General features: G+C 71.3%; 29 protein-coding genes. 17 read left to right on the forward strand and 12 right to left on the reverse strand.

Annotated features, from left to right (window positions below):
• Nucleotide 1: 1 nt before the first annotated feature.
• The gene (locus IO39_RS03115; RefSeq protein ID WP_043615406.1) at nt 2–370 is read right to left on the reverse strand and encodes a MerR family transcriptional regulator; all 369 of its coding nucleotides are present in this window, start codon (nt 368–370) and stop codon (nt 2–4) included.
• Nucleotides 371–411: 41 nt separating this feature from the next.
• The gene (locus tag IO39_RS03120; protein WP_043615409.1) at nt 412–1,110 is read right to left on the reverse strand and encodes a class I SAM-dependent methyltransferase; all 699 of its coding nucleotides are present in this window, start codon (nt 1,108–1,110) and stop codon (nt 412–414) included.
• Between the two features lie 56 nt (nt 1,111–1,166).
• On the opposite strand from IO39_RS03120, the gene IO39_RS03125 reads away from it, so the two are divergent.
• From IO39_RS03125 to IO39_RS03155, 7 genes are all read left to right on the forward strand, one after another.
• Nucleotides 1,167–1,976, forward strand: coding sequence for a sugar phosphate isomerase/epimerase family protein (locus IO39_RS03125; RefSeq protein ID WP_043615411.1), 810 nt, complete (start codon nt 1,167–1,169; stop codon nt 1,974–1,976).
• A complete protein-coding gene (locus IO39_RS03130) occupies nt 1,973–2,830 on the forward strand; it encodes a class I SAM-dependent methyltransferase (protein WP_043615414.1) in 858 nt (285 codons plus the stop codon). Before IO39_RS03125 ends, IO39_RS03130 begins: the two co-directional genes overlap by 4 nt.
• Entirely contained in the window at nt 2,827–3,408 is a 582-nt protein-coding gene (locus IO39_RS03135; RefSeq protein WP_043615416.1) for a TetR/AcrR family transcriptional regulator, read from the forward strand. The genes IO39_RS03130 and IO39_RS03135 overlap by 4 nt, the downstream gene beginning before the upstream one ends.
• Nucleotides 3,409–3,547: 139 nt before the next feature.
• Nucleotides 3,548–5,653: a (Fe-S)-binding protein gene (locus tag IO39_RS03140; protein WP_043615419.1), complete on the forward strand. Its 2,106-nt coding sequence runs from the start codon at nt 3,548–3,550 to the stop codon at nt 5,651–5,653.
• 147 nt (nt 5,654–5,800) lie between these two features.
• The gene (locus IO39_RS03145; RefSeq protein WP_043615422.1) at nt 5,801–6,604 is read left to right on the forward strand and encodes a hypothetical protein; all 804 of its coding nucleotides are present in this window, start codon (nt 5,801–5,803) and stop codon (nt 6,602–6,604) included.
• Nucleotides 6,601–7,665, forward strand: a complete 1,065-nt coding sequence (locus IO39_RS03150; RefSeq protein ID WP_043615425.1) for a glycosyltransferase — start codon at nt 6,601–6,603, stop codon at nt 7,663–7,665. The genes IO39_RS03145 and IO39_RS03150 overlap by 4 nt, the downstream gene beginning before the upstream one ends.
• Before the next feature lie 26 nt (nt 7,666–7,691).
• A complete protein-coding gene (locus tag IO39_RS03155; RefSeq protein WP_043615428.1) occupies nt 7,692–7,973 on the forward strand; it encodes a metal-sensitive transcriptional regulator in 282 nt (93 codons plus the stop codon).
• A 136-nt stretch (nt 7,974–8,109) separates the two neighbouring features.
• On the opposite strand, the gene IO39_RS55870 is transcribed toward IO39_RS03155, so the two are convergent.
• Together IO39_RS55870 and IO39_RS03160 are read right to left on the reverse strand one after the other, a co-directional pair.
• Nucleotides 8,110–8,271 carry a hypothetical protein gene (locus IO39_RS55870; protein WP_020540796.1) on the reverse strand — a complete coding sequence of 54 codons (162 nt, stop codon included), beginning with the start codon at nt 8,269–8,271 and terminating at the stop codon, nt 8,110–8,112.
• Nucleotides 8,272–8,482: 211 nt separating this feature from the next.
• The gene (locus tag IO39_RS03160; protein ID WP_043615431.1) at nt 8,483–9,838 is read right to left on the reverse strand and encodes a hypothetical protein; all 1,356 of its coding nucleotides are present in this window, start codon (nt 9,836–9,838) and stop codon (nt 8,483–8,485) included.
• Between the two features lie 53 nt (nt 9,839–9,891).
• Between IO39_RS03160 and IO39_RS03165 the strand changes: the two genes are divergently transcribed.
• Nucleotides 9,892–10,794 carry a DUF1349 domain-containing protein gene (locus tag IO39_RS03165; RefSeq protein ID WP_157547846.1) on the forward strand — a complete coding sequence of 301 codons (903 nt, stop codon included), beginning with the start codon at nt 9,892–9,894 and terminating at the stop codon, nt 10,792–10,794.
• Here IO39_RS03165 and IO39_RS03170 read toward each other — a convergent pair.
• Complete coding sequence (locus IO39_RS03170; RefSeq protein WP_043615438.1) at nt 10,766–11,287, reverse strand: gamma carbonic anhydrase family protein; 522 nt, start codon at nt 11,285–11,287, stop codon at nt 10,766–10,768. The two genes, IO39_RS03165 and IO39_RS03170, sit on opposite strands and share 29 nt — an antisense overlap.
• A gap of 147 nt (nt 11,288–11,434) precedes the next feature.
• Between IO39_RS03170 and IO39_RS03175 the strand changes: the two genes are divergently transcribed.
• Entirely contained in the window at nt 11,435–12,568 is a 1,134-nt protein-coding gene (locus IO39_RS03175) for a coiled-coil domain-containing protein (RefSeq protein WP_043615441.1), read from the forward strand.
• 337 nt (nt 12,569–12,905) lie between these two features.
• Here the strand turns inward: IO39_RS03175 and IO39_RS03180 are convergent, their stop codons facing one another.
• The 4 genes from IO39_RS03180 to IO39_RS03195 form a co-directional block, all read right to left on the reverse strand.
• A complete protein-coding gene (locus IO39_RS03180; RefSeq protein ID WP_043615861.1) occupies nt 12,906–13,148 on the reverse strand; it encodes a hypothetical protein in 243 nt (80 codons plus the stop codon).
• Between the two features lie 107 nt (nt 13,149–13,255).
• A complete protein-coding gene (locus IO39_RS03185; RefSeq protein WP_043615444.1) occupies nt 13,256–14,008 on the reverse strand; it encodes a GntR family transcriptional regulator in 753 nt (250 codons plus the stop codon).
• Nucleotides 14,009–14,149: 141 nt separating this feature from the next.
• On the reverse strand, nt 14,150–14,704 hold the full coding sequence (locus IO39_RS03190; RefSeq protein WP_063765201.1) for a VanZ family protein: 555 nt from the start codon (nt 14,702–14,704) through the stop codon (nt 14,150–14,152).
• Between the two features lie 54 nt (nt 14,705–14,758).
• Nucleotides 14,759–15,463 carry a dienelactone hydrolase family protein gene (locus IO39_RS03195; protein ID WP_052422412.1) on the reverse strand — a complete coding sequence of 235 codons (705 nt, stop codon included), beginning with the start codon at nt 15,461–15,463 and terminating at the stop codon, nt 14,759–14,761.
• A 141-nt stretch (nt 15,464–15,604) separates the two neighbouring features.
• Here IO39_RS03195 and IO39_RS03200 point away from each other — a divergent pair, with 141 nt between their 5' ends.
• Genes IO39_RS03200 through kynU form a run of 7 tightly spaced genes read left to right on the forward strand, consistent with a single transcriptional unit; the run spans nt 15,605 to nt 22,053 of the window.
• A complete protein-coding gene (locus IO39_RS03200; RefSeq protein WP_043615449.1) occupies nt 15,605–17,014 on the forward strand; it encodes an aldehyde dehydrogenase family protein in 1,410 nt (469 codons plus the stop codon).
• Nucleotides 17,007–17,804, forward strand: a complete 798-nt coding sequence (locus IO39_RS03205; RefSeq protein WP_052422385.1) for a 2-keto-4-pentenoate hydratase — start codon at nt 17,007–17,009, stop codon at nt 17,802–17,804. Before IO39_RS03200 ends, IO39_RS03205 begins: the two co-directional genes overlap by 8 nt.
• Nucleotides 17,801–18,226, forward strand: coding sequence for a RidA family protein (locus IO39_RS03210; RefSeq protein ID WP_245641779.1), 426 nt, complete (start codon nt 17,801–17,803; stop codon nt 18,224–18,226). The genes IO39_RS03205 and IO39_RS03210 overlap by 4 nt, the downstream gene beginning before the upstream one ends.
• Nucleotides 18,223–18,738, forward strand: coding sequence for a 3-hydroxyanthranilate 3,4-dioxygenase (locus tag IO39_RS03215; RefSeq protein WP_043615456.1), 516 nt, complete (start codon nt 18,223–18,225; stop codon nt 18,736–18,738). The genes IO39_RS03210 and IO39_RS03215 overlap by 4 nt, the downstream gene beginning before the upstream one ends.
• The gene (locus IO39_RS03220; protein ID WP_043615459.1) at nt 18,739–19,707 is read left to right on the forward strand and encodes an amidohydrolase family protein; all 969 of its coding nucleotides are present in this window, start codon (nt 18,739–18,741) and stop codon (nt 19,705–19,707) included. It abuts the gene before it with no gap.
• Nucleotides 19,708–19,720: 13 nt separating this feature from the next.
• Nucleotides 19,721–20,845, forward strand: coding sequence for an ABC transporter substrate-binding protein (locus tag IO39_RS03225; protein ID WP_043615462.1), 1,125 nt, complete (start codon nt 19,721–19,723; stop codon nt 20,843–20,845).
• Nucleotides 20,842–22,053, forward strand: a complete 1,212-nt coding sequence (gene kynU / locus IO39_RS03230) for a kynureninase (protein WP_043615465.1) — start codon at nt 20,842–20,844, stop codon at nt 22,051–22,053. The genes IO39_RS03225 and kynU overlap by 4 nt, the downstream gene beginning before the upstream one ends.
• 57 nt (nt 22,054–22,110) lie before the next feature.
• Here kynU and IO39_RS03235 read toward each other — a convergent pair whose 3' ends face one another.
• Nucleotides 22,111–22,482, reverse strand: coding sequence for an MmcQ/YjbR family DNA-binding protein (locus IO39_RS03235; RefSeq protein WP_043615467.1), 372 nt, complete (start codon nt 22,480–22,482; stop codon nt 22,111–22,113).
• 10 nt (nt 22,483–22,492) lie between these two features.
• A complete protein-coding gene (locus IO39_RS03240) occupies nt 22,493–23,536 on the reverse strand; it encodes a DUF2293 domain-containing protein (protein ID WP_043615470.1) in 1,044 nt (347 codons plus the stop codon).
• 166 nt (nt 23,537–23,702) lie between these two features.
• Between IO39_RS03240 and IO39_RS03245 the strand changes: the two genes are divergently transcribed.
• Nucleotides 23,703–24,506 carry an FKBP-type peptidyl-prolyl cis-trans isomerase gene (locus IO39_RS03245; protein WP_157547848.1) on the forward strand — a complete coding sequence of 268 codons (804 nt, stop codon included), beginning with the start codon at nt 23,703–23,705 and terminating at the stop codon, nt 24,504–24,506.
• Between the two features lie 45 nt (nt 24,507–24,551).
• Here IO39_RS03245 and mads6 read toward each other — a convergent pair whose 3' ends face one another.
• Nucleotides 24,552–25,913, reverse strand: coding sequence for a methylation-associated defense system protein kinase MAD6 (gene mads6 / locus IO39_RS03250; protein ID WP_043615477.1), 1,362 nt, complete (start codon nt 25,911–25,913; stop codon nt 24,552–24,554).

A 25,913-nucleotide genomic window follows, 5' to 3' on the forward strand; every position in this document is an offset into this window, starting at 1 on the left:
TTCATCCCCTAACGAAGCATCCTGGGCACGACTGGGCGAGCTGGGCGGCCACCTCGGCGCGGCGGGCGAGCAGCACGCGGATCTCCTGGTCGATCTCGCTGAGCTTGCGCTCGTAGACCTCGACCGACTCGGCGCAGGAGCCGCCGGTGCTGTGGCCCCGCCGCAGGCAGTCGACGAACGGCCGGGTCTCCTCCAGCTTGAAGCCGATGTCGAGCAGGGCCTTGATCTCGGTGACCAGCCTGACGTCGTCTTCGCTGTAGGCCCGGTAGCCGTTGGTGGAGCGGCGGGCCCGCAGGAGCCCGTGCTGTTCGTAGTAGCGGAGCGAGCGGGTGCTCACCCCGGTGCGTTCCGCCAGCTCGCCGATGCGCATGCTCCCACCGTAAACGTTGACGTCAGTGTCAAGGTCAAGCCTCAGAAGTAGCGCCAGCGCAGCACGTTCGGGTACGGCAGCTCCAGGCCGGGCGTCTCGGCGATGGCCTGCTCGGCCACCTCGGGCGTGAACTCGATGCGCAGCACGGCCTCCAGGTCGGCGCGCCGGCGGAAGACCATGCGCAGGTCGAGCTCGCGGCGCTGCCACCCCTGGCGGTCCCAGAACGCCTCGACCTCCCTGGCGGAGTACGTCGGCACGGTACGCGAGAACCACCGCCCGAACGACCCCCGTGAGGCGTCGAGGTCCACCACGAAGGCCGCGCCGCCGCGGCGTACGACACGGGACAGCTCGCGCAGGCCGGGCTCACACCCGGGGCCGAAGAAGTACGCCCAGCGCGCCATCGCCACGTCCACCGAGGCGTCCGGCAGCGGCAGGTCCTGGGCCGCGGCGGCGTGCACGGTCACCCCCGGCAGGCCCGCGCAGCGCCGGCGGGCCAGCGCGGCCAGGTCGCCGTGCGGCTCCACGCCGATCACCCGGGACGCCTCGGCGGCCAGGACCGGCAGGTGGTAGCCGGTGCCGCAGCCGATGTCGAGCACGGTGGCGCCGTCCCAGGGACGCAGGGCGCGCATCGCCGCGTCGGCCGCGCCCTCGGGATCGACGGCGCGGTTCTCCAGCTCGTAGACCTGGGGCGAATTCCAGATATTCGGGCTCGGGATCGCACCTTTCGCTATCCGTGTCATGGCACAACGCTAGGGGCTGTCGCGCCAGAACGGCTTCTCCGGCTTAGGCTGGCAGCGTGGCTGATGTCATCCGCGTGCCCAATGCGAAGATCGCGTTGTCCACCGCCTCGGTATATCCGGAACGCACTCCTGACGCGTTCGAGCTCGCCGCCCGCCTGGGCTACGACGGCGTGGAGATCATGGTCGGCGCCGATCCCGTGAGCCAGGACATCGACGTGATCGAGCGGCTCTCCGAGCACTACGAGGTGCCGGTCCTGGCCATTCACGCGCCCTGCCTGCTCGTCACGCAACGGGTCTGGGGGCGCGACCCCTGGGCCAAGCTGGTCAAGGCGCAGAAGGCGGCCGAGCGTCTGGGGGCCTCGACGGTCGTGGTGCATCCGCCGTTCCGCTGGCAGCGTGACTACGCCCGTGACTTCGAGACGGGGCTGGCCAGGATGCGGGACGAGACGGATGTCACCTTCGCGGTGGAGAACATGTTCCCGCTGCGGGCCAGGGGCAACGACGTGGTGCCCTACTCGCCCGACTGGAACCCGATCGACTACGACTTCCCGCAGGTCACGCTCGACCTGTCGCACACGGCCGTGTCGGGCTCCGACGCCATGGAGATGGCCGTCAAGCTCGGCGACCGGCTCGCGCACCTGCACCTCGCCGACGGCATCGGCGTGACCAACAAGGACGAGCACCTGGTGCCCGGCCGGGGCAACCAGCCGTGCGCGCAGATGCTGGAGCGGCTGGCCAACACCGGCTACTCGGGGCTGGTGGTCCTGGAGATCAACACCCGCAAGGCCGCCAGCAGGACCGAGCGGATCGACGACCTCGCCGAAGGGCTGGCCTTCGCCCGGCTGCACCTGGCGGCGACCGGATGAGCGCCGGGCCGCTGAAGAACCTGGGCAGGTCGTTCGACCGGGTCGCCGACGCGTACGACGCGGGCCGGCCCCACTACCCCGACGAGCTGTACCGCGCGCTGAGCGAGGTGACCGGGGTGGAGCTGCCCGGCGCCACCACGATCGACGTCGGCGCGGGCACCGGGATCATGACGCACGCGCTCAGGGCGCGCGGCTCCCACGTGATCGCGGTCGACCCGGGCGAGGCGATGCTGACCCGGCTGGTCTCCAAGACCGCCCGGCACGCGGGCGCCGGCGACCCCGCAGGCGCCGGCGTCCACGCGGGGGGCGGCGTCCACGCGGGGGGCGGCGAGAGCGACGGCGAACATGGCCGCGCGCGCGTCGGCGCCGTGCTGGCCGACGGGAACGCGCTGCCGCTGGCCGACGGGGTGGCCGACCTGGTGACGTACGCCCAGTCGTGGCACTGGCTGGACCCGGTGGCCTCGATCGCCGAGGCCCGGCGGGTGCTGCGGCCGGGCGGCGCCATCGTGGGCTGCTGGAACCTCAACCACGCGGCCCAGGCCGACTGGCTGGCCGCCTACGAGGCCAGGCTGGCCGAGGAGGTGCCCGCCTACTGGGGGCCGGCCGTCGAGCAGTGGTCGGTGCCGCCCATCGCCTCGGCCTTCGAGGTGATCGAGGAGCGCTGGATCCCCTGGACCCGGCTGATCGGCATCGACGACTTCCTGCTCCACCTGCGCTCCCACTCCTACATGGCGGCGCTGTCGCGGGAGCGGGCCGACGAGGTGGTCGAGCGGCGGCGGGCCGAGCTGCGCCGGGCCTTCCCCGAGGGGGTGCTGTCGGTGCCCATGCGGGTCTACCTGGCGGTGGGCAGGTGACGGCCAAGAGGCGACCGGGGCGCAGGCCGGGCTCGGCCGACACGCGGGGCGAGATCCTCACGGCGGCCAGGAGGGTGTTCGCGGAGAAGGGGTTCGACAAGGCGACCGTGCGCGGCATCGCCAGGGAGGCGCAGGTCGACCCGGCCCTCGTGCACCACTATTTCGCCACCAAGGAGGGCATCTTCGCGGCGGCCATGCGGCTGCCCGTCGGCCCCGAGGTGATCATCCCCATCCTGCTCGACGGGCCGCGCGAGGAGATCGGCGAGCGGCTGGTGCGCCTGATCCTCGACGTCACCGCCTCCGAGGAGACGCGGGAGCCGGTGCTGGCGATGATCCGCTCGGCGATGAGCAACGAGCAGGCGGTCGGGATGATCAGGGAGTTCTTCACCCAGGCCCTGCTCCATCAGGTGGCCGACCGGCTGGAGGTGCCGCACCTGCGGATCGAGGCGGCCTTCGCGCAGATGCTCGGTGTCATCATGGCGCGCTACGTGCTCAGGCTGGAACCGCTGGCCGGCGCGGGGCAGGACGAGCTGGTGGAACTGCTCGCGCCGACGATTCAGCGCTACTTCAACGGGTAGAGCATTGTTCTGGAGACATCGATGACCTTAGGGTATGTCGCGTAACCCGGTAAAGTTACTCGTGGGTAGGATTGCGGGCGTATGCCTGCGCAGCGGGTGACCGTACGCTGACAGCCAACGTCGTCTGTGGGAGGACCCCGTGCTCTGGGTAGCCATCATCGGCCTCGTCATGACCGTCGCGGCGGTGGCCGTGGCCGGCCGCAGGGTCATGTTCCTGTTCAAGCTCGCGACCGTCGGCCCACCGGCGCCCGAGCGCACCGAGTACGCCAGGACCCACGTCGGCGACGAGATCAAGGCGCAGCTCGTCGAGGTGTTCGGCCAGAAGAAGCTGCTGAAGTGGACCCCCTCGGGCGTCGCGCACTTCTTCGTCATGTGGGCCTTCTTCATCCTGCTGACCGTCTACATCGAGGCGTACGGCGCCATCATCCAGGGGGCGATCACCGGCACGCCCGACTTCCACATCCCGCTCATCGGGACGTGGGGCGCGCTCGGCTTCCTCCAGGACTTCATCGCGGTGGCCTGTCTGCTCGGCCTGGTCGCCTTCGCGGTCATCCGGGTGAAGAACTCTCCCAAGACGCTCGGCCGCAGCTCCCGCTTCTCCGGCTCGCACCTCGGCGGCGCCTGGCTCGTCCTGTTCATGATCTTCAACATCATCTGGACGCTCTTCCTGGCCAGGGGCGCGGCGGCGGCCAACGGGAACTTCCCCTACTCCTCGGGCGCGTTCGTCTCGCTGCCGCTCGGCGACGTGCTGCCGCAGAGCGCGCTGCTGGAGGAGATCGCGCTGCTCCTGCACATCGGCTTCATGCTGGTGTTCCTGGTCATCGTGGTGAACTCCAAGCACCTGCACATCTTCACCGCCCCGCTCAACGTGCTCTTCTCGCGCCGCCCCGACGGCCTGGGCGGCGCGCCCGAGATGCGCGTGGACGGCAAGCCGGTCGACTTCGAGGACGAGGACCTCGACCCCGAGCGGCTCGGGCGCGGCAAGATCGCCGACACGACGTGGAAGGGCTTCCTCGACTTCTACTCCTGCACCGAGTGCGGGCGCTGCCAGTCGCAGTGCCCGGCCTGGAACACCGACAAGCCCCTGTCGCCGAAGATGCTCATCCTCGACCAGCGCGACCACGCCTTCGCGGTGGCCCCCTACCTGCTGGCGGCGCAGAACGGCGTCGAGCACAAGGACACCGACGTGCTGGCGCTGCTGGAGAAGCCGCTGGTCGGCGAGGAAGGCGTCATCCACCCCGACGTGTTGTGGTCGTGCACCAACTGCGGCGCCTGCGTCGAGCAGTGCCCGGTGGACATCGAGCACATCGACCACATCCTCGACATGCGCCGCTACCAGGTGATGGTGGAGTCGTCGTTCCCGTCCGAGGCGGGGGTGATGGTGAAGAACCTGGAGAACAAGGGCAACCCGTGGGGCATGTCCGAGATGAAGCGGGCCGACTGGATCGAGGAGCTCGACTTCGAGGTCCCGATGGTCGAGGACAAGATGCCCGAGGACACCGAATACCTGTTCTGGGTGGGCTGCGCGGGCGCGCTGGAGGACCGCGCCAAGCGCACCACCAAGGCCGTCGCCGAGCTGCTGCACATCGCGGGCGTGAAGTTCGCGGTGCTCGGCCCGATGGAGGCCTGCTCCGGTGACCCGGCGCGCCGGCTGGGCATGGAATACCTGTTCACCATGCTGGCTCAGCAGAACATCGAGACGCTCAACGAGGCCGGCGTGAAGAAGATCGTGGCCACGTGCCCCCACTGCTTCAACACCCTGGCCAACGAATATCCGCAGCTCGGTGGCACGTACGAGGTCGTGCACCACACGCAGCTGCTGTCGAGGCTGGTGGACGAGGGGCTGCTCACCCCGATCACGCCGATCGAGGAGAAGATCACCTACCACGACCCGTGCTTCCTCGGCCGCCACAACAAGGTCTACTCCCAGCCGCGCGACATCATGTCCAAGGTGCCCGGCGTGCAGACCCAGGAGATGCACCGCCACAAGGACCGCGGCTTCTGCTGCGGCGCCGGCGGCGCGCGCATGTGGATGGAGGAGCGCATCGGCAAGCGCATCAACACCGAGCGCGTGGACGAGGCGCTGACCACGAATCCCGACACGGTCTCCACCGCCTGCCCGTTCTGCATGGTGATGCTGGGCGACGCGATCAACGAGAAGAAGAACAGCGGCGAGGCCAAGGAATCGCTGGAAGTCGTGGACGTGGCGCAGCTTCTCATCAAGTCGGTCAAGGGCGCTTCCTGACGGGAGATGTCGGACTCCTCCACACCTGGTGTGGAGGAGTTTCGCCTGTCCGCAGGGGTGATCACAAGAAATCTGGCATCCACATAACGGGAAAATCACGGTAACCTCAACGTCGCATGGCCTTATTCGACGGGGAGGGGGCTCGTGATGGGCGTCGTCGTCACGGACGCCGAAGTCACCCTGGCCGACGTTCTCTCCCTGCGACTCGCCATCGACGAACCTCTCGAAGACGGCACCGAGCTCGTTCTCCGGCATCGCACCACGGGGGTGGAGCGCGACGTGCTGATCGGCAGTCCAGGCGCGCGGGCGCGCGAGGCCACGCTGGCGGTCTCGCTGGCCCCGCTCGGGCTCACCGCCGGGCGCTGGGACGCCTACCTGCGCCGCGAGGGCAAGCGCAGCCGGCTGCGCAGCGTCGATCCGGGCTTCTCGCTCGACCACCTCGACGCGTACGCGCTGTGCCGGCGCACCCTCGCCTACCGCTCCTACCGCACCCGCAACGGCTTCCTGGCCCTGAAGATCTCCGACGCCGAGCCGGTGGCCGAGGTGCGCTCGATCTGGTTCAGAGAGGGCCGGTTCGAGGTGATGGGCCTGCTGGCCTACACCGGCCTGGAGGACGACGACTCGCGCCACGAGGCCACGCTGACCCTCGACCGCAGGCAGACCGGCGCCCACCTGTCGGCCACGGCCACGGTGCAGGGCGTGCGCTTCCACGCGGCCGTCTCGCTGGTCGACGTGCTGGCCGCCGATCCCGAGGGGGCCGCCGCCTCCGGCACCTGGGAGCCGGCGCTGGAGGTCGAGGGGGTGCCCACGCCGCTGCGGCTCGGCTCCCGGCTCGACGACGTCGACGGCAAGCGGCGCCGGCTGCACTACCCGTCGGCCCGAGTGGACGACGTGCTGATCAGACCCTGCTACACCGCCGACGACGAGCTGCGGATCGAGGTCGGTGGATGAAGGTCAGCCTGGTCCTGCCCTCGGCGTACGCGATGCGGGGAGACGTGCGCGCCACGCTCAACCTCGCCACCGCGCTCGCCGAGCGGCACGACGTCGAGGTGATCAGCGTCAGGCGGCAGAAGGAGAAGCCGTTCTTCCCGGTCGGCCCCAAGGTGGCCATGCGCAGCGTGGTGGACGCCCGGCCCGGGGTGCGCCACCTGCTGCCGCGCGGCCAGGTGCGCACCGAGGTGGCGCTGTGGCGGGCGCTGCGCAACCTCAAGTCCGACGTGCTGATCACCACCAGGCCGGGCATCGGCGTGCAGGCCGCCAGGCACGCGCCGCGCGACACCATCAAGATCGCCCGCGAGTGGGGCAGGCCGGCCGTGCCGGGGCCCGTCAAACGCTTCTACCCGCGCCTGAGCGCCGTCGTGACGGCCACGGAGTCGGCCCAGGAGGAGTGGACCAGGCTCCTGGGCGGCGACACCGCCGTGCTCAGCGTGCTGGACGCGCTGCCCGGCGGGCCGTGGCCGCGCTCGCGGATGGACAACCGGATCGTGGCGGCCGGCGGGCGGTGGGTGCCGGTCAAGGCGTACGACCGGCTGATCAGGTCGTTCGCCATCGTGGCGGACAAGCGGCCCGACTGGCGGCTGCGGCTCTACGGTGGCGGGCCGGAGGAGCGGCGGCTGCGCGCGCTGGTGCGCGAGCTCGACCTGCACAACCACGTCTACTTCATGGGCACGACGCCCGACCTGGCGGGCGAGTTCGCCAAGGCCTCGATCGTGGCCAGCACCTCGCGCAGCGAGGACCTCGGCATGTCGGTGCTGGAGGCGATGGGCTGCGGGGTGCCCGTGGTGGCCTTCGAGGGGGCCAGGGGGCCCAGGGAGTTCGTGGCGACGGGCTACAACGGGGTGCTGGTGCCGGAGGAGGGCGACCTCCAGCAGTTCGCGGGGGCGCTGCTGGCGCTGATCGACGACGAGCGCAGGCGGCGCTCGCTGGCGGCGGGGGCGCTGGACACGGCGGTGCGGCATTCGGCCGACGAAGTGGCCGAGCAGTGGGAGAAGCTCATCACTGATCTCCGCTGAATACTCCTTACGGGTACCGTAGAAGCATGCATGGGTACAGCGGTGACAAGCAGGCATATCTGACGCGCCTGCGGCGGATCGAGGGCCAGATCAGGGGCCTGCAGCGCATGGTCGACGACGACGCCTACTGCATCGACGTGCTCACGCAGGTCTCGGCGGCCACGCGTGCCCTTCAGGCGGTGGCGCTGGGGCTGCTGGAGGAGCACATCTCGCACTGCGTGGCCGATGCGATCAACAGCGGCGGGCCCGAGGCCGAGGCGAAGGTCAAGGAGGCGTCGGCGGCGATCGCCCGCCTCGTGCGTTCCTAGCCCTCTGTCCTTGCTCTCTGCCCTGGCCCTCCCACGGGTGGTCCTCATCCGTAAGTCGGATGATCCACTGGGGATTGACTAGTTATGGGAAACCCCGGGAACTAGGTCCCCGGGGTCTTGGTCATCAAGTCGGTCTTCAGCGGCTCGCCGAAGTCCGCAATCCGAGCGCGTCGTCGAGTTCGTCCAAGGTCAGCCGCCGCTCGCTGACTGCCACGGCGGTGAGCACCTCGGCGTAGAGCGCAATCTCGTCCAACGCGACACGGTCGTGGACCCGAGAGTCCAGGTCGTCGTGCCCCACCGCGTCGTCCTTCCTTCCGCAGCCCACACCCTCTACGAGGTTACGGCGCGGCCTCTTCCCGCGACATGGCCCATCGGAGTCATTCCTTTCGGCGCCCCGGGGGCCCCAGGGGGATCATTTCCCGAATCCGAGATCACAATTCAGCGAAATTGCTGTTGTCTCAAGTGTTGCAGGGATATAGGGGGAGTAAGGGAAAAGCGGTATTAGTGGGTTAGGCGTGCCCAGTGTGATGATCATCCCGTTCGTGGACGATCTTGCGTACGAGTGCCGCCTGTCCCGCCAGGCCCCGCTCCGGCAGCTTGGCCCCCGTCAGCCGGCCCCACGCCAGCCCCGTCGCGTACGCGGCCCCCAGCACCGTCGCCGCGCTCGCCCGGTCCGGCGGCGCCACCTCCACCACCGGGGCGGGCGCCACCGAGACACCGCCGGGACGGACGGGAAAGCCCTCGGGCTCGGTCGCCTCGCCCGCCGACGTCCCGGTGAGCCCCGCGCGCCGCAACTCCTCGTACGCCTGCCGCAGCCGGTGGTCCAGCCGCCCCGGCAGCCTCCCCCCGGAGTCCGACAGGTCGGCCAGGAAGGAGGCGGCCGCGGCCCGGGGGTCGGGCTCGAACGACAGGGCCGCCACGAGGTCGTACAGGACGTGGGAGAAGTCGGCCTCGGGGTCGTTCTCCACGAGCAGCGCCCGGCACAGCCGGGACGGGCAGCGCGCCAGCCACGCCCGGCGCATCGCCGCGTCGTGCTCGCGTGGATCGTCGTGACGCGGCGGCTCCTGTGCGACCGCGAGCTCCGGCCGGCGCAGCATGGGCTCGACCATCGTGAGCAGCGCCAGCGCCCGGGGCCTGAACCGGGTGTCGAGCAGCAGGAGCTGCGCGGTGTCGGCGATCACCGCGGCGAGCCTGAGCGCGGCCCGCGGCCGGCCGGCCCGCAGCCGCTCGGCCACCAGCGTGACCAGGTCGAGCAGCGGCGGCGCGGGCAGCCAGCGCACCCACTCGTCGCCGGGCAGCGAGCGGCGCAGGTATTCGCCGAACACGGTGATCAGCCGCTCGTTGCCGTCGAAGGCCGGCGCGTACGCGCACCACATGATCGTGCCCCACGCGGCCGCCACCGTGCTCGGCACGTCCGAGGCGAAGATCTCGTCGAAGGCCGTCAGCGGATAGTCCAGCTCGGACTTGCGGCCGGCGGCGCGGACGAGCACCCTGAGCTGCTCGGTGAGGTGCGCGGGCACGTCGGGGCCGACGAACGACTGGGTGGAGCCCGGCTCGGCGTGGAAGTCGTAGCCGGTCGGCACCACGGCGTCGGGCAGCGCCGCCGCCGGATGGCCGCCCCGGCGCGCCCGCGTGCCCCGTGGCGGCGGGGCCAGGTGCCAGCGGCCGTCGGCGGGGTCGTGCAGGTGCCAGCGCGCGTGCGCGCCGTAGAGCCAGCGGTCGCCGTCGGGGGTCACCAGTATTCTGGCGGCCAGCACGTGGGCCCGGTCGGGCACGGAAAGCCCCTGCCAGCGCGGGTCCGCGACCATCGCACGGACCTCCGCCTCGGTGGCGGTGAACGCATCCCAGGGTGGCACGGCGGTCATCGTACTGGGCGTACTCGGATCATCCATCAGCATTTCACGGCAGAATGTCCGCTATGAGGGCGAAGGTAGCAGGGATGGTGGCGGTCGTGGGCGTGCTCTCCGGATGCGGTGCGGCGACGTCGGCGCAACCCACTCCTACCGGGCCCGGCGTGCTCACGCTGCAGAACGCCAAGCCGCCCGCGCCCGGAGGGGAGGTGGGCGAGGCGTCGGCGGAGTTCGACGACGCCGCCGACCTGAAGATGTGGACCAAGCTCAGCGACACCGAGAAGGACGTCGACCGGATCGCCAAATTCGACGTGAACAAGACCGTGAAGGGCTCGATGTACCTGGAGCCCAAGACCTCGGCCTGGTTCGACGGCTTCCGGGGCCCCTTCGTCTACCAGGAGCTGGCCGGGGACATCGTGATGCACGCCCGGGTCAAGGTCACGGGCAAGGACGGCGGCAAGCCCAAGCGGCTGTTCTCGCTCGGCGGCCTGATGGCCCGCCAGCCCGGCTCGTACGCCAAGCCCAACTGGGTGTCGGTCACCACCGGCACCGGCGAGAAGAGCGGCCAGGTCGAGGCGAAGTACACCAAGGACGGCAGCTCCAAACCGGTGGAGCTGGCCGTCAAGGACGGCTGGGTCGAGCTGGCGCTGGGCCGGGTCGGCCGGGTCTTCGTGGCGCTCTACAAGGAGGAGGGCGGCACGTGGAAGGTGGGCCAGCGCTGGCCCTCCACGCTGCCGGACGTGCTCCAGTGGGGCGTGACGGCCTACACCGACTGGGACAGCTACAGCACGCTCAAGAAAGACGCGACCAAGGGCAACGCCAAGCAGGTGAAGGGCACGCCCGACCTCAAGCTCACGGTCGACTACGTCCGCTTCCTGAGGCCGGAGCTGCCCGACTACGCCGACCCGCTCAACAACGCGTCGGTGTCGGACGAGGTCCTGATCAAAGCGATGACGCCTGCCGGTGCCTGATCGCCTTGGCCAGGTAGGTGTCCGGCGTGCGGGCGAAGGAGTCGCGGTCGTCGTCGGTGAGCTCGCGGACGATCCGGCCGGGCACGCCCGCCACCAGCACCCCCGACGGGATCTTCTTGCCGGGGCCCACGAGGGCTCCGGCGGCCACCAGCGTGCCGGCGCCGATGCGGGCGCCGCCCAGCACGATCGCCCCGATGCCGACCAGCGCGCCCGACTCCACGTGGGCGCCGTGCACCATGGCCTTGTGGCCCAGGCTGACGCGGTCTTCCAGGATCGCGGGCTCGCCCGGGTCGGAGTGCAGGCACGACAGGTCTTGGACGTTGCACTCCTCGCCGATCTCGATCCGCTCGTCGTCCCCGCGGAGAACGGAGCCGTACCAGATGCTGGACGCCCGGCCCACCCGTACGCTGCCGACCACGACGGCTCCGGGGGCTATGTACGCCTCGGGGTGTATGTCCGGGATCGCTCCGTTGTCCAACGCTGCTATGTACATTCGAGACATCGTAATTCCAGCTCGGGGTATGGCGTTCGGGTTGCGGACGTGGGCAGATGGCAGGAAAGTCGTTTCCTGACGTCCCGTTGCCAGACCCTCACAACCCGCAGTTTTCCCCCGGCCTCACGCAAACCATAGGTAACCCCCATGATGAACCAGCACGAGAGCATTCCCGATCTGATGCAAGAGGACACCTTCGAAGTCGTGATGCGCGGCTACAACCGCCGCCAGGTCCACGACTACATGATCCGCACCCGTAACCAGATAAGGGATCTGGAAGAGCGGCTGGCACGGGCCATCGAGCAGGCGGAGCAGGGCCGCGTCGAGCTGGCCGAGGCCAGGCGCCGCATGGTCGAGACGCCCCAGAGTTACGAGGACCTCAGCCCCCGCCTGGCGCAGATCCTCCGGCTCGGAGAGGAGGAGGCCGCGGCCAAGCGCGAGGACGCCGAGGCCGAGGCCGCCAGCGTGCGCGAGGCGGCCAAGACCGAGTCCGAGCGGCTGCTGACGTCCTCCCGCGAGACCGCCGACAAGATCCTCACCTCCGCCCAGGCCGAGGCCGAGCGGCGGGTGAGCGAGGCCACGCAGGCCGCCGAGCGCATGCTGGCGCAGGCGGGCAGCGACGCCGAGGAGCAGCTGACGTCCGCCCGCACGGAGGCGGAGGAGACGCTCAGGAGCGCGCGGGAGGAGGCCGAGCGCACGGTCACCGGCGCGCGCGCCGAGGCCGAGCGGACCGTCACCGGCGCGCGGGCCGAGGCCGAGCAGACGGTGCAGTCAGCCAACGCCCAGGCCGAGCAGCTCATGGCGGCGGCGCACCACGAGGCCGAGTCGCTGCTGGCCGCCGCGCACCAGCGGGTCGCCGCGCTGGACGAGCAGGCCGGCCGGCGGGTCGAATACCTCGGCAACACGCACACGGAGGTCGTGCGGCGGCTGAACGAGATCAGCTCCGTGCTGGCCGACCTCATGCGTAGCGAGGCCAACGCCGGGCCGCTGGTCCCGGAGGCCATCGCGCCGCCGCAGGCCCAGCCGGGCATCTCGGGCCCGCAGGGCTCCCAGGGGCCACAGGGCCCGCAGAACCCGCAGAACCCGCAGAACCCGCAGAACGAGCAGGACGCCCAGCACCCGCAGCACCCGCAGGGGCCTCAGGGCGACGGCGGGGACCCCGAGGAGACCGTGCGCGTCATCGTGCACGACGACGCCCAGGAGCCGCCGCAGGCCCGCGAGGAGGGCAGCCCGGACGACACCGACGTGAACATCGTCCGGCTGTCGGAGACGCCCAAGTAGCCCCTTGACGCCCGGAGTCTCATGACGCCCGGAGCCCCTTGACGGCTCTGGCCCCGTGACGGCTCTGGCCCCGTGACGGCTCTGGCCCCGTGACGGCTCTGGCCCCGTGACGCCCGCGGGCCGAGGTCACGCCACCGAGGTGACCTCCGCCCGCGAGCCGTGGCGGGGTCCGCGAACGCGCGGATCGGGAGCGGAAGCCCCCGCCCCCGATAGGGTCGGAGACTTCCGCGTTCGTGGCCCCTCCACTTTGGGGGCCCGGTGCCGGGGCCGCCGAGACGCTGGACCCGGCACCGGGCTGCTTCTGGGACGCCGGCCGGGGAACGCTCCACGGCCCGCGTCACGGAGGTGCGGGGCCGGTGCGCCAGGCATGCCGCTCACCGATCCGCCTCTCCTGTTCCCGGAGCCGGTCGCGCAGGCCGTCCGGGTCGTCCGCGTCGATGGTCATCGCACATCCGGCATCGCGCTGCGCCGCGCTGAGCGGATGGTGTCTCGTGGCCCACCAGCGGCCGGCATCGCTCCGCCAGATGGTCCACTGGGGGTGGTCCCGGGCGATCTCGGCGAGCTGCCGATCCAAGGACATCGTCGTCCACCTTTCCCGGGCCCCCAGGCGAGGTTCCATCTCTTCGAAGATGCGCCACCTCTCTAGAGAATTCAATGATCGTGACGGACAGGTTCCTATCGCCTCAATCAGGCATCGAAGTCGTACTGGAGTACGTACGCGGCGGAGTCCAGGACCATCTCGTTGACCTCGACCGGCAGGCCGCCGGCCGTGTACGCGGTGCGCGCGATCACGATCACGGGCGTGCCCGCGGGCAGGTCGAGCAGCCCTGACTCGACCGGCGCCGGCATGCGGGCCCGCACCTCCTCGGTGAAGTGGGCGGGGGGCAGGCCCAGGTCGCTGAGCCGAGCGTAGACGCCGCCCGGCCCGGTGTCGGCGAGGGTGATCGCGCTGCCCTCGACCAGATGGGCGGGGAAGGAGGAGGTGGCCAGCTGCACGGGCCTGGTGTCCACCGAGTAGCGGCGCCGGCGCACCCACACCTCACCGCTGTCCAGGATGCCGGCCACCTCCTCGCTGGCTCGCTCCAACGTGACCTCTAAGTGATCGACGACGAACGGGCGGCCCCTCGTGTCGGCCTCCCAGATGGCCCGTCCCTGGCCCCACTGCTCTCGTGACAGACGGCGCGAGCCGTGCCTGCGAATCGGTTTGAACAGCCGCACGTAAACCCCCGAACCTCGTCTGGGCACCGCCAGCCCTTCGTTGATCAGTACGGCAAGCGCCTGCCTGGCGGTGGCTCGTGCGATTGCGTGTTCGGCCATAAGCGCGTTCTCGCCCGGCAGTCGGTCCCCGTCGCGCAACTCGCCGGCGAGAATCCGGGCGCGGAGACCGTCGGCGATGCGTCGATAGATAGGGGGCTCGTGGGGTACCGGGGATTCAGACAACTTTGATCACCCTCTGTCACCAACCAGGTTGTGGCGTCTCCAGAGAACTTGCCCCGTCTTGTCCACGATCGCACAGAAGAACGGCTTGGTCGCGGGCGGATTTTGAGAGGATCGTGCCCGAGTGGTGAATTCGACGATGTTTTAGCGGTCCGTAACCATGGCGGGGTCCTGGCCGCTATGCCGCCCGGCCCACCAGCGGCGAGTAACCAAAGCGAAGATCACCGCGCCTGCGGTGTTGAGGAGGACGTCGTCCACGGAGGAGAAGCGGCCCAGGCGCAGGGCGTACTGGAGCGCTTCGACCAGGACCGAAAATGCCGCCGCGACCGCCGCAACGCGGGCCGTCGAGGACATCGCGCGGCTGCGTACCGGCAGCAGTGCGCCGAGCGCGGCGAGCACCAGCAGATTGCCCCCGACCTGCACCGTCACCGCCTCCCAGCCGGCCCCGGCCAGGCCCGCGAGGTCGGCGAGCGGCACGAGGCCGACTCCGGCCGGCCCCGGCGCGGGCGTGAGGATCATCCACACCCAGGGCGCGGTGCCCACCACGATGCCGACGTCGGCGATCGCGGTGCGCAGGGGCGCGGGACGGCCGGCGCGGACGCGGAGCCGGAAGAGCAGCACGATCGCCGGCAGGGCCACAAAGAGCGCAAAAGTACCAGCAATAATGACGTATCCCCACAATTCCCACGTCCGCGCCATGGGGCCAGAATGGCGGATGATCTAGGGGTACCGGAAGCTGTCCTTCCGGACAGGTCACCGGACGGGCAGGTGCTCCTCCAGGAAGGCCAGCGCCACCTCCCAGGCGCGCGCCGCCGGCTCCGGCTGGTGGAACATGGGCGACTCGCTGTTGTGGAAGGCGTGCCCGGCCTCCTCCTCGACGTGCACGACCACGTTCGGCCTGCCCTCGGCCGCCTTCTCCACGGCGGCCACCCGCTCCCGCGGGATGTACGGGTCATCGCCCCCGAACACCAGCAGCAGCGGCGCCGCGATGCGCTCCATCAGCCCCGTCGCGTCGGGGACGGCCGAGCCGTAGAAGGACAGCACCGCGTCCAGCTCGAACTGGGTGGCCAGCATGTAGTCCACCGAGCCGCCCAGGCAGAAGCCGAGCGCGCCCACCCCGTCGCGCACCTCGGGCAGCCGGCGCAGGTGCGACACGGTCAGCGCGCAGTCGGCCACGCCCTGCGCCACGTCGAAGCGCTGCGACAGCTCGATCGCGGCCGCCGTGCCCTCGGGCGTGTGCTCGGCGATCCAATGGGGCTCAAGGCGCCAGAACAGGTCGGGCGCGGCCACCACGTAACCACGCGAGGCCAGCTCGATCGCGACCTTCTCGATGTAGGGGCCCACGCCGTAGATCTCCTGCACCAGGAGGATTCCGGGGCCGGTCTCGGCGTCGGGCAGCCACACCGCGGCGTCGAAGGAGCCGTCGTGGGCGGTGATTCGGTCTGTACGGGTCCTCATGTCCACCAGCATCGCGCATGGCGCGCGCCGCGATCCGGCGAGACGATGCGATCGGAGGTCCGCGTGTCTCGGAACTTCCTGTTGTCCCCGAGCGGCACGGCGATCTATACCGGGAAGTGAGGGAGAGATGAGGAGACTGTTGTGCTGACCCATTTCATCGGTGGCGAGCCGGTGGTCGCGGGCAAGGCGTTCCCCGTCCACGACCCGGTCACCGGAGCGGTGGTCAGACAGGCCTGCGAGGCCGATCCCGAGGTGGTCGACCGGGCGGTGCGCGCGGCCAGGCAGGCGGCCCGCGACTGGGCGGCGATGCCCGTCGGCGAGCGCGCCGGATGGATGCGGCGGCTGGCCGAGGGCATCGAGGCGCGCTTCGACGACCTGGTGGCGGCCGAGATCGCCGACACCGGCAAGCCGCTCGACCAGACGCGCACGCTCGACATCCCCCGCGGCATCGCCAACTTCCGCGCCTTCGCCGAGATCGCCTCCCAGCGGCCGGAGGACGCCTTCCACCTGCCGGGCGTGCTCAGCTACACCGTGCGCCGGCCGCTCGGCGTGATCGCGGTGATCGTCCCGTGGAACCTGCCGTTCCTGCTGATGACCTGGAAGCTGGCGCCCGCGCTCGTCTCCGGCAACACCGTCGTCGTCAAGCCGTCGGAGCACACGCCCGGCTCCGCCGCCGTGTTCGCCGAGCTCTGCGCCGAGGTGGGCCTGCCGCCCGGCGTCGTCAACGTCATCTTCGGGCACGGCCCCGCCGGCCAGCTCCTCGTCGAGCACCCGGGGGTGGACGCGGTGACGTTCACCGGCTCCACCGCCACGGGCACGGCGATCATGAAGTCGGTGGCCGACCGGGTCAAGCGGATCTCGTTCGAGCTGGGCGGCAAGAACGCGGGGCTGGTCTTCGAGGACGGCGACCTCGGCAAGGCGGTCGAGGGCGCGGTGAAGTCGGTCTTCACCAACGGCGGCCAGGTCTGCCTGTGCACCGAGCGCCTGTACGTGCAGCGCCCCGTCTTCGAGGAGTTCTGCGCCGCTCTGGCCGCCCGGGCCCAGGAGATCGTGCCGCAGCCCATGATCTCCGCCGAGCACCGCGAGAAGGTGCTCTCCTACTACGCCCTGGCCCGCTCGGAGGGAGCCAAGGTGCTGGCGGGAGGCGGTGTCCCCGCGTTCGGTGATCATCGTGACGCCGGATATTTCGTGGAGCCGACGGTCGTGACAGGCTTGTCGGAATGGTCCAGGTTCAACCGGGAAGAGATCTTCGGCCCCGTGTGCCATGTGGCGCCGTTCGACAGCGAGGCCGAGGCGATCGACCTGGCCAACGGCAGCGAGTACGGCCTGGCCGCCACCGTCTGGACCACCAACCTGGACCGCGCCCACCGGGTGGCCCAGCGCCTGGAGGCCGGGCTCGTCTGGGTCAACACGTGGTACCTGCGCGACCTGCGCACCCCGTTCGGCGGCGTGAAGCTGTCGGGCATCGGCAGGGAGGGCGGCACCAGGTCACTCGACTTCTACTCTGAACCCACCACGATCACCATCAAACTGGAGCAGCCCGATGTATGACGAATGGTCCCAGGCGGTGGACACGCACGCCCAGGCGGCGGACCGGCTGGCCGAGGCCGCGCGCACCGGCAAGCCCTGCGCGCCGATCAGGGACCTGGTGGGCACGGCGGCCGACGCGTACGCCGTACAGGAGATCAACACCCGGCGGGCCGTGGAGGCCGGGCGCAGGCCGGTCGGCCGGAAGATCGGCATGACCAACCGGCTCGTGCAGCAGAAGTTCGGCATCGACCAGCCCGACTTCGGCACGTTGTTCGCCGACAGGTCCTACCGCGACGGCCTGCCGATCCCGGTTGGGGAGTTCCTGCAGCCGCGCGCCGAGGCGGAGGTCGCGCTGGTGCTCGGCGCCGACCTGGAGGGCGGCCCCTTCACGGTGGCCGACGTGCTGCGCGCGGTGGACTTCGCGCTGGCGGCCATCGAGATCGCCGACTCGCGCATCGCCGACTGGGACATCACCCTGGCCGACACGATCGCGGACAACGCCTCGGCCGGCGCGTTCGTGCTGGGCAACACGCCCGTCCCGCTGCTCGGGCTGGACCTGCGGGCGGCCGCCATGACGATGACGCGCAACGGGGAGGAGGTCTCGACCGGCTCCGGCGCCGACTGCCTGGGCGGCCCGCTCAACGCCGCCGTCTGGCTGGCCACCCGGCTGGGCCGCTCCGGCGCCCCGCTGCGCGCCGGCGACGTGGTGCTCACCGGGGCGCTCGGGCCGGTCGTGCCCGTCGAGCCCGGCGACGTGTTCGAGGCGCGGATCGGCGGGCTCGGCTCGGTGCGGGCGGTGTTCGGCCCGTGAGACCCACGGCCATGCGCGTGCCCGGCAAGGCCACGCCCCGCGGCAGGTTTCCGCACGTGAAGCGGGCCGGCGACTTCCTGTACGTCTCGGGCACGAGCTGCCGCCGCCACGACGACACGTTCGTGGGCGTCGAGGTGGACAAGTACGGTGTGACGAACCTCGACATCCGCGCCCAGACCAGGGCGGTCATCGAGAACATCGGCGACATCCTCAAGGCCGCGGGCGGCTCGCTGGCCGATCTGGTGCAGATCACCGCCTATCTGGTGAACATGAACGACTTCAAGGGCTACAACGAGGTCTACGCGGAGTTCTTCGACGAGGAGGGGCCGACCAGGACCACGGTCGCGGTGCACCAGCTTCCGCACCCGCACCTGCTCATCGAGATGCAAGCCGTCGCCTACCACCCCCAGGAGCGAACGTGATACCCCCCATCGACTTCACCAAGTGGATCGACGAGCACGCCCACCTGCTCAAGCCGCCCGTCGGCAACAAGGTGGTCTTCGAGGGGGCGGACGACTTCATCGTGATGGTGGTCGGCGGGCCCAACTCCCGGACCGACTTCCACGTGGACCCGTACGAAGAGCTGTTCTACCAGGTGCGCGGCAACATGCACGTCAACGTCGTCACCGAGGACGGCCCCGGCACCGTGCACATCCGCGAGGGCCAGATGTGGCTGCTGCCGGCGCGCGTGCCGCACTCGCCGCAGCGGCCGGAGGCCGGCTCGGTGGGGCTGGTGGTGGAGCGCATCCGGCCGGAGGGCGAGCTGGAGAAGTTCCAGTGGTACTGCCCGCGCTGCGCCGCGCTCGTGCACGAGGTCGAGCTGCAGGTGCGCGACATCGTCAAGGACCTGCCGCCGGTCTTCGAGGCGTTCTACGGCGACGAGCGGGCCCGCACCTGCGGCCGGTGCGGCGCCCTGCATCCTGGCAAGGGCTAGATGGTCATCGACGTCCACACGCACCACGTGCCCAGGGGCTGGCCCGAGCTGGGCTGGCCCGGGGCGCCCAGGCTGCGGGTCGAGTCCGAGCGCGAGGCGATGATCCTCGTCGGCGACCGCGAGTTCCGCCGGATCCAGGACGACTGCTGGGACCCGGAGGTCCGGCTCGCCCGGATGGCCGCCGACGGCGTGGACCGGCAGGTGGTCTCGCCCACGCCCGTCTTCTTCGGCTACGACCGGCCGGCCGCGCAGGGCGTGCGGATCGCCGAGGTCTTCAACGACCTGGCGCTGGAGATCTGCCGCGACCCGCGGCTGATCCCGTTCTGCCAGGTGCCGCTGCAGGACCCCGACCTGGCCTGCGCCGAGCTCGACCGGTGCCTGGCCGCCGGCCACCGGGGCGTGGAGATCGGCAACCACGTCGGCGACCGCGACCTCGACGACCCCGGGGTGGTGCAGTTCCTCCAGCACTGCGCGGAAAGGAACGTTCCCGTCTTCGTGCACCCGTGGGACATGCCCGCGGGGCCGCGCGTCTCGCGGTGGATGGCCCAGTGGCTGGTGGGCATGCCGGCGGAGACGCACCTGTCCATCCTGGCGATGATCCTCGGCGGCGTGTTCGACCGCGTGCCGGACACGTTGCGGATCTGCTTCGCGCACGGCGGCGGCTCGTTCGCCTTCTGGCTCGGCCGGTTCGAGAACGCCTGGCACCGCAGGCACGACCTGGTCGGCGTCTCCGAACGGCCGCCGTCCCACTACCTCGGCAGGTTCAGCGTCGACTCTGCCGTCTTCGACGAGCGCGCGCTGCGGCTGCTCGTCGACACTCTCGGGGAGGACCACGTGATGCTCGGCAGCGACTTTCCCTATCCGCTCGGCGAGTCACCCGCGGGTGACCTGATCCGGCGCGCCCCCTTCCTGTCCGGCACGGCCCGCGCCAAGCTGCTCGCAGCCAACGCCGAGGCGTTCCTGGGCTGAAGGGAGCTCCCCCATGCGCGGAACCGTGCTGGGGCTGCCCGCGGTCGGGCTGGCGGTGCTGATGGCCGCCGGATGCGGCGGCAAGGTGCCGCCGCCCGACCAGGACAGGCTTCCGGTCAAGATCGGCGCGATCATCTCGCAGACCGGCGTGTACGCCATGCTCGGCGACGACATGGAGACCGCCATGCGCCTCTATCTCGACGACCACGGCGACCGCCTGGGCGGCAGGCCCGCCGCGCTGGTGGTGGCCGACGACGCGGGCAACCCCGACCGGGGCGCGAAGGAGGTCAGGAGGCTCATCGACGACGAGGGCGTGGACGTGGTCACCGGCCTGATCGCCTCGCCCGTCGCCGTGGCCGTGGCCCGGGAGGCGGGCAGCACGCCGGTGGTGGTGGCCAACGCCGGCTCCGACGAGCTGCGCGGCCCCAGCGTCTTCCGCGTCTCCTACACCAACCACGACCACGGCCACGCCGCCGGCCGGTACGCCGCCGAGCGGTACGGCCGCCGGGGCGCGGTGCTCATGGCCCCCGACTACTCGGCCGGCGTCGAGACCCTCGACGGGTTCGCCGACGGTTACGGCGCGGAGCCGGTCGCGCGCATCCTCACCCCGCACGGCGGCGTCACGGACCTGCGGCCGTACTTCGCGCGCATCCCGCCCGACGCCAGGCTCCTGTACGCCTTCTACGCGGGCGGCGAGGCCGTGGAGTTCGTCCGCGCCTTCCGGCAGCTCGGCTACGACCGCAGGATCGAGCTGCTGGCCGGCATGAACCTGACCGACGAAGACGTGCTGCGGGCCGTCGGAGCCGACGCCGAGGGCATCACCAGCGTCGGCATGTACTCTCCCGCGCTGGACAACCCGGACAACGCCGCCTTCGTGGCCCGGTGGCGGGCCAGGACCGGCCGCGCCCCCTCGGCGGTCGCGCTGCAGAGCTGGGACGCCATGCGCCTCATCGACGCGGCGCTGGCCCGGCTGCCCCGCGCGGGCGGCGCGCTGACGCGGGCGCTGGGCGAGGTGGGCGAGCTGGCGGGCCCGCGCGGCCCGTTCCACCTGGACGCCACGCACAACCCGGTGCAGAACTGGTACGTCCGCAGGTACGACAATGGCGACAACAGAGTCATCGCCACCATCCCCCCATGACGACAGGAGTGACGTTGGATCGCGACCAGTGCCTCGCCCTCGACGCCGAGGACCCGCTGCGGGAGTTCAGGGACGAGTTCGTGCTGCCCGAGGGCGTCGTCTACCTCGTCGGCAACTCGCTGGGCGCGCTGCCCCGCCACACCGCCGAGCGGGTGCGCAGGACGGTCGAGGACGAGTGGGGCAGGCAGCTCGTCGGCGGCTGGAACCACGCCGGCTGGTTCGACCAGCCGCTGACCGCCGGCGACCGGCTGGCCCCGCTGATCGGCGCGGGCCCCGGCCAGGTGGTGGTGGGCAACACGACCTCGATCGCGGTCTACCAGGCGGTGGCGGCGGCGCTGCGGCTGCGGCCGGAGCGCCGGGTGATCGTCTCCGACACCCGCAACTTCCCCACCGATCACTACATGGTGCAGGGGCTGGCCGGGCTGCTCGGCGGATACGAGCTGCGCGACCTGTCCGAGGGGCGCTTCGACGACGCGGCCGTGGTGCTGCTGTCGGAGGTGGACTACCGGACCGGGGCCCGGCAGGACGTGCCCGCGGTCACCGCGGCGGCGCACGCGGCCGGGGCGCTCATCGTCTGGGACCTGTGCCACAGCGTGGGCGCCATGGAGGTGGACGTCTCGGGGGCCGACTTCGCGGTGGGATGCACGTACAAGTATCTGAACGCCGGGCCGGGCGCGCCCGCGTTCCTCTATGTCCACCCGCGCCACCAGGCCGCCGCCGAGAACGTGCTGTCCGGCTGGTACGGCCACGCCGAGCCGTTCGCGTTCGAGACCGGATACCGGCCGGCCGAGGGCGTGCGGCGGTTCGGGGTGAGCACCCCGCACGTGTTGTCGTTCGCGGCGCTGGAGGCGGCGCTGGACGTGTGGGAGCGGGTGCCGATGGAGCTGGTGCGGGCCAAGAGCGTGGCGCTGACCTCGCTCTTCATCGAGCTGGTCGGCGACCGGCTGGAGCTGGCCTCGCCCGCCGACCCCGAGCGGCGCGGCAGCCAGGTGAGCCTGCGTCACCCCGACGGCTATCCCGTGATGCGGGCGCTCATCGACCGGGGCGTGCACGGCGACTTCCGCGCCCCCGACATCCTCAGGTTCGGGTTCGCGCCGCTCTACATCGGCTACGCCGACGTGCACGACGCCGCCACGACCCTGCTGGAGGTGCTGGACAAGGAGCTGTGGCGGGAGGAGAAGTACGCCACCCGCCTGGCGGTCACCTGACCCCCGGCCGTCACCCGACCCGGCGTCACCTGAGGTCGGCGTCACCTGACCCCGGCGTCATCTGAGGTCGAGCTCCTTGATCGCGCGTTTGGGTGCGATGGCGCGGTAGCTCTCCTCCACCCAGTCGACGAGCACCTCGGTCTCCGGCAGCTCCGACAGGAACGGCACGGTCACCCACCCCGCCTTGCCCAGGCCGTAGCCGCTCGGCGCGGCCCCCTCGACGGTCAGCGCGTGGCCGTGCGCCTCCGACAGCAGCTTCACGCCGAACGTCGGGTCCCACTTCTCGGTCTGCTCGTCGATGCCGAGGAAGAGGAAGACCTTCTTGTTGACCTTGATGACGGTCTCGCCCCAGGGATGGTCTTCGTGGGTCTCGGGCAGACCGAGCGCGAACGTGCGGAGCTCTTCCCTGACGTCCTGCCAATCGCTCATGTTTTCGACATTAGCCTCTCCGGCGGAACTCTTCGAGCTTGCTCTCGATTCGATCCCTGATCCGCTCGCGCGCCTCCATCCGGGGCACGCCCGACATCAGCAGATTGTCGTAGTCGGTGTCGAGGTGCCGGATCGAGGCGATCACGGCGAGCGTGATGGCGTTCTCGTCGAGCGCCCTGGCCGCCGCCGTCCTGCCCACCCGGCCGCTGCCGCGCTGGGCCGAGTGCGCGGCGATCTCCTGGGCCCGCGGCTCGGGGCAGCCGGGGAACAGCCGGGCGATCTCGGCGGCCATCCTGGCCTGGAACTCGACGTCCTGCTCGGCCCGGCGCACGCGGTCGCGCTCGCGGCGGCGCAGGCGCACCTCCTCGTCGGCCAGGCAGCGCTCCTCGGCCGCCGCCAGCGCGGCCTCCTCCACCAGGAGTCCCTGGCGCTGGTAGACCTTGCGCCGCCGGTTGTAGCGCACCACCACGGCGGCCAGGCCGCTCTCCTGCTTGGCCCGGCGGCTGAGCGCCGCGTTGCCCGCCGGCAGGAAGACCAGGTGGTCCATGTCGGCGCAGGTCAGGCAGTGCGGCCGATCGTCCTCCATGATCAGGTACGGGCCGGTGTCGCCGCAGGACGCGCACGTCCAGGCGTCCAGCGGAGCCACGGCCACCAGGTCGGGGGCCTTGCTCTGCGCCTCGGTGAGCCGGCGCACCCGGGCCTCGCTGAGGTCGGGCGAGAGCCAGTGCACCCGGAACGGCTCCTGCCCGTGCGCGGCGGTGAAGCGCAGCTCGCGGCGGTCGCGGGTGCCGGCGACGTAGGGGGTCTCCACCGGCCGCAGCCCCTTGGCCCGCGCCCAGTCGGCCAGCAGGCCGGCCGTGGCGAGCAGGCGGTCCTCGTCCACCGCCGCCAGCTCGGCCAGCGTGGCCGCCCTGCCCTGCCGCCAGAGGTCGACGTGCCTGGTGTGCAGCCAGCGCAGGCCCGTCACCACGTCGAGGAACGTCACGTATTTGCGGTTGGCCAGCGCGATCTCGGCCGCCTCCGCGACCCGCCTGGCCAGGTTGGGCCTGCTCACCGGGCGCCCTCCGCCGGCCCCGCGACCCGGGCCGGGTGTCCGATCGTCCGCTGCCGGATGGTTGACTCGCTCACCCGTCAAGTTTGTCGTGAGATGGCGCGGCCCGAAGCTTTCCTTGGGGCACTTGCGGCAAGTAACTCCTCTGGATCTGGCCCTGGAGGAAATCGTGCGTCTGTTCTGGCCTGCCCTCCTCATGCTCGCCACCTCGTGCGGGCTGACGGAGGAGGGCACGCAACCTGTCGTGTCGGGTAGGTTCGGCACCAAACCGGTCGTCACCATTCCCCAGGGCCAGCCGGGGCGCACGCCGCGGATCACGGTGCTGTCGCTGGGCAGCGGGAGGCGGACGGTCCCCGGCGACGTGGTGCTCGCCGACGTGGACATCCGGCGCTGGTCCGGCAACCGGCCCTACCTGAGCACCTACGACGGCCACCAGCCCGCCAGCGTGGTCTTCGACGGCAGGCAGGTGTCGGAGACCTGGCGGCAGTCGCTCATCGGGCGGCCGGCCGGCAGTCGCGTCATGCTGGTCAGCCCGGCGGGCGAGGCCATGGGGCCCAACGTGCCGCTGACCGGCCTGTCGCCCGCCGACACGCTGGTGCTCGTCTTCGACATCCTGGGCGGCTACCCGCCCGACGCCCGGCTCGTCGGCCGCACGCTGCCGGTCGTGCCCGCCGACCTGACGCCCGCCGCGCCGCCGCGCACGCTCATCGACGGCTCGGGCCGGGAGGTGGCGCCGGGCTCGAAGGTGGTCATCCAGTACGTGGCCGCGTCCTGGCCGTCGCGGACTGTCGTGGACTCGTCGTACCGGCGGGGCGGGCCGAGCGCGTTCACGCTGCGCGAGGGGGCGGTGCCGGCGGCCTGGATCGGCGCGCTCACCGGGCAGCGGGTCGGCAGCAGGGTGGCCGTGCCGTCGCAGGGGGAACAGCCCCTGATCTACGTCATCGACATCCTCGACACCATCACCCACGCATAGCCCGGGCGGCCCCGCGCGGGACGGCCGCTCGGCGGCGGCGACGGGTCACGGCCGGGAGACGATGCGGCGTACGAGGCGCTTGAGCTTGGACTCCTGGGACGGGTGGCGCGCGACCGGCGCGGACTCCAGCGCCGCCAGCGCCTCGGCGGCCGTGGGCCGCTTGGCCGGGGAGTGGTCGAGCATGCGCCGCACCACCTCGGGCACGTCGGGCCCCTGGGCGTCGCCGCTCGTCGGGAGGTGGCCGGTCAGGAGCTGGAAGGCGATCGCGCCGGCCGCGTAGACGTCGGAGGCGGTGGTCATGCGGTCGGGCCGCTCCTGGCACTCCGGCGCCACGTAGTGGGCGTCGAGCACGTTGCCCAGCTCGTGGGCCACGGTGTAGTTGCGGGGCCCCGGCTTGGCGTAGTCGAACCCCGTCAGCACCGCGTGCCCGTCGTCGGTGACCAGCACGGAGGCCGGGGTGAGCGCCCGGTGCACCACGCCGTTGGCGTGCGCGTGCGCCAGCCCGCGCAGCAGGTCCTGGATCACGCCGAGGGGGGCGCCCTTGCCCAGCGCCAGGTGCAGCGCCTCGCCGTGCACGTCGTCGAGGACCAGCACGAAGCGGCTCTCGTCGTCGATGGCGAAGAAGTCGCGCGAGCGCACCACGCACGGATGGGGCGGGATGCGGGCGAGCGTCTGGTAGGCGTTGGCGATGCGCTGCCGCTCGGCCGCCCGCGCCTCGTGGTCGGCCAGCGGGTCGGCCTGGTAGACGCGCAGCAGCACGGTCTCGCTGCCCGGCAGCGTGGCGTTGAACGCGCGGTATTCGGTGACCTTGGTGTCGCCGCCGAGTTGCTCCTCGACCTCCCAGTTGCCGAACCTGGGCGGGGCCGTGCTGCGCCGCACGGTCTGGTTGAGCGCGTCGAGGATCGCCGTGAGGTACGGCCTGACGTCGGGGCTGCACCCGCGCCTGACCCGGGAGACGTCGCTCAGCGTGGCCACCAGGCGGGGCAGGTCGGTGACGTTGACCGCGTCGCGCCCGGCCGGGTCGACCAGCTCCGCGTCGGGCGAGGTGAGCACGACCAGGCTGTCGACGTAGACGCGTTCGAGCTGGGTGGCCCGGGACACCAGCAGGCCCTTGAGCGCCTTGGCCGTGCCGCGCAGCTTGGCCACCGGGGACCCGAACGCCTCCCTGCGCGGCGGGAACCAGCGGGTGCCGGACACCTCGATGCGCCCGCGGGTGCCCTTGACGTCGACCACCACGAGGGAGTGGCCGGTCAGCACGATCAGGTCGACCTCGAAGACGTCGTGGCCGCGCGGGACCTCGATGTTGTGCAGCAGCAGCCAGTCGGCGGGACCGTGGTCGCGCAGATATGCGATCACGCGCCGCTCGGCGTCGTTGACCGGACGTCCTCCGCCGACGATCTCTGCCAT

This window comes from Nonomuraea candida (assembly GCF_000725485.1).
Lineage (GTDB): Bacteria > Actinomycetota > Actinomycetes > Streptosporangiales > Streptosporangiaceae > Nonomuraea > Nonomuraea candida.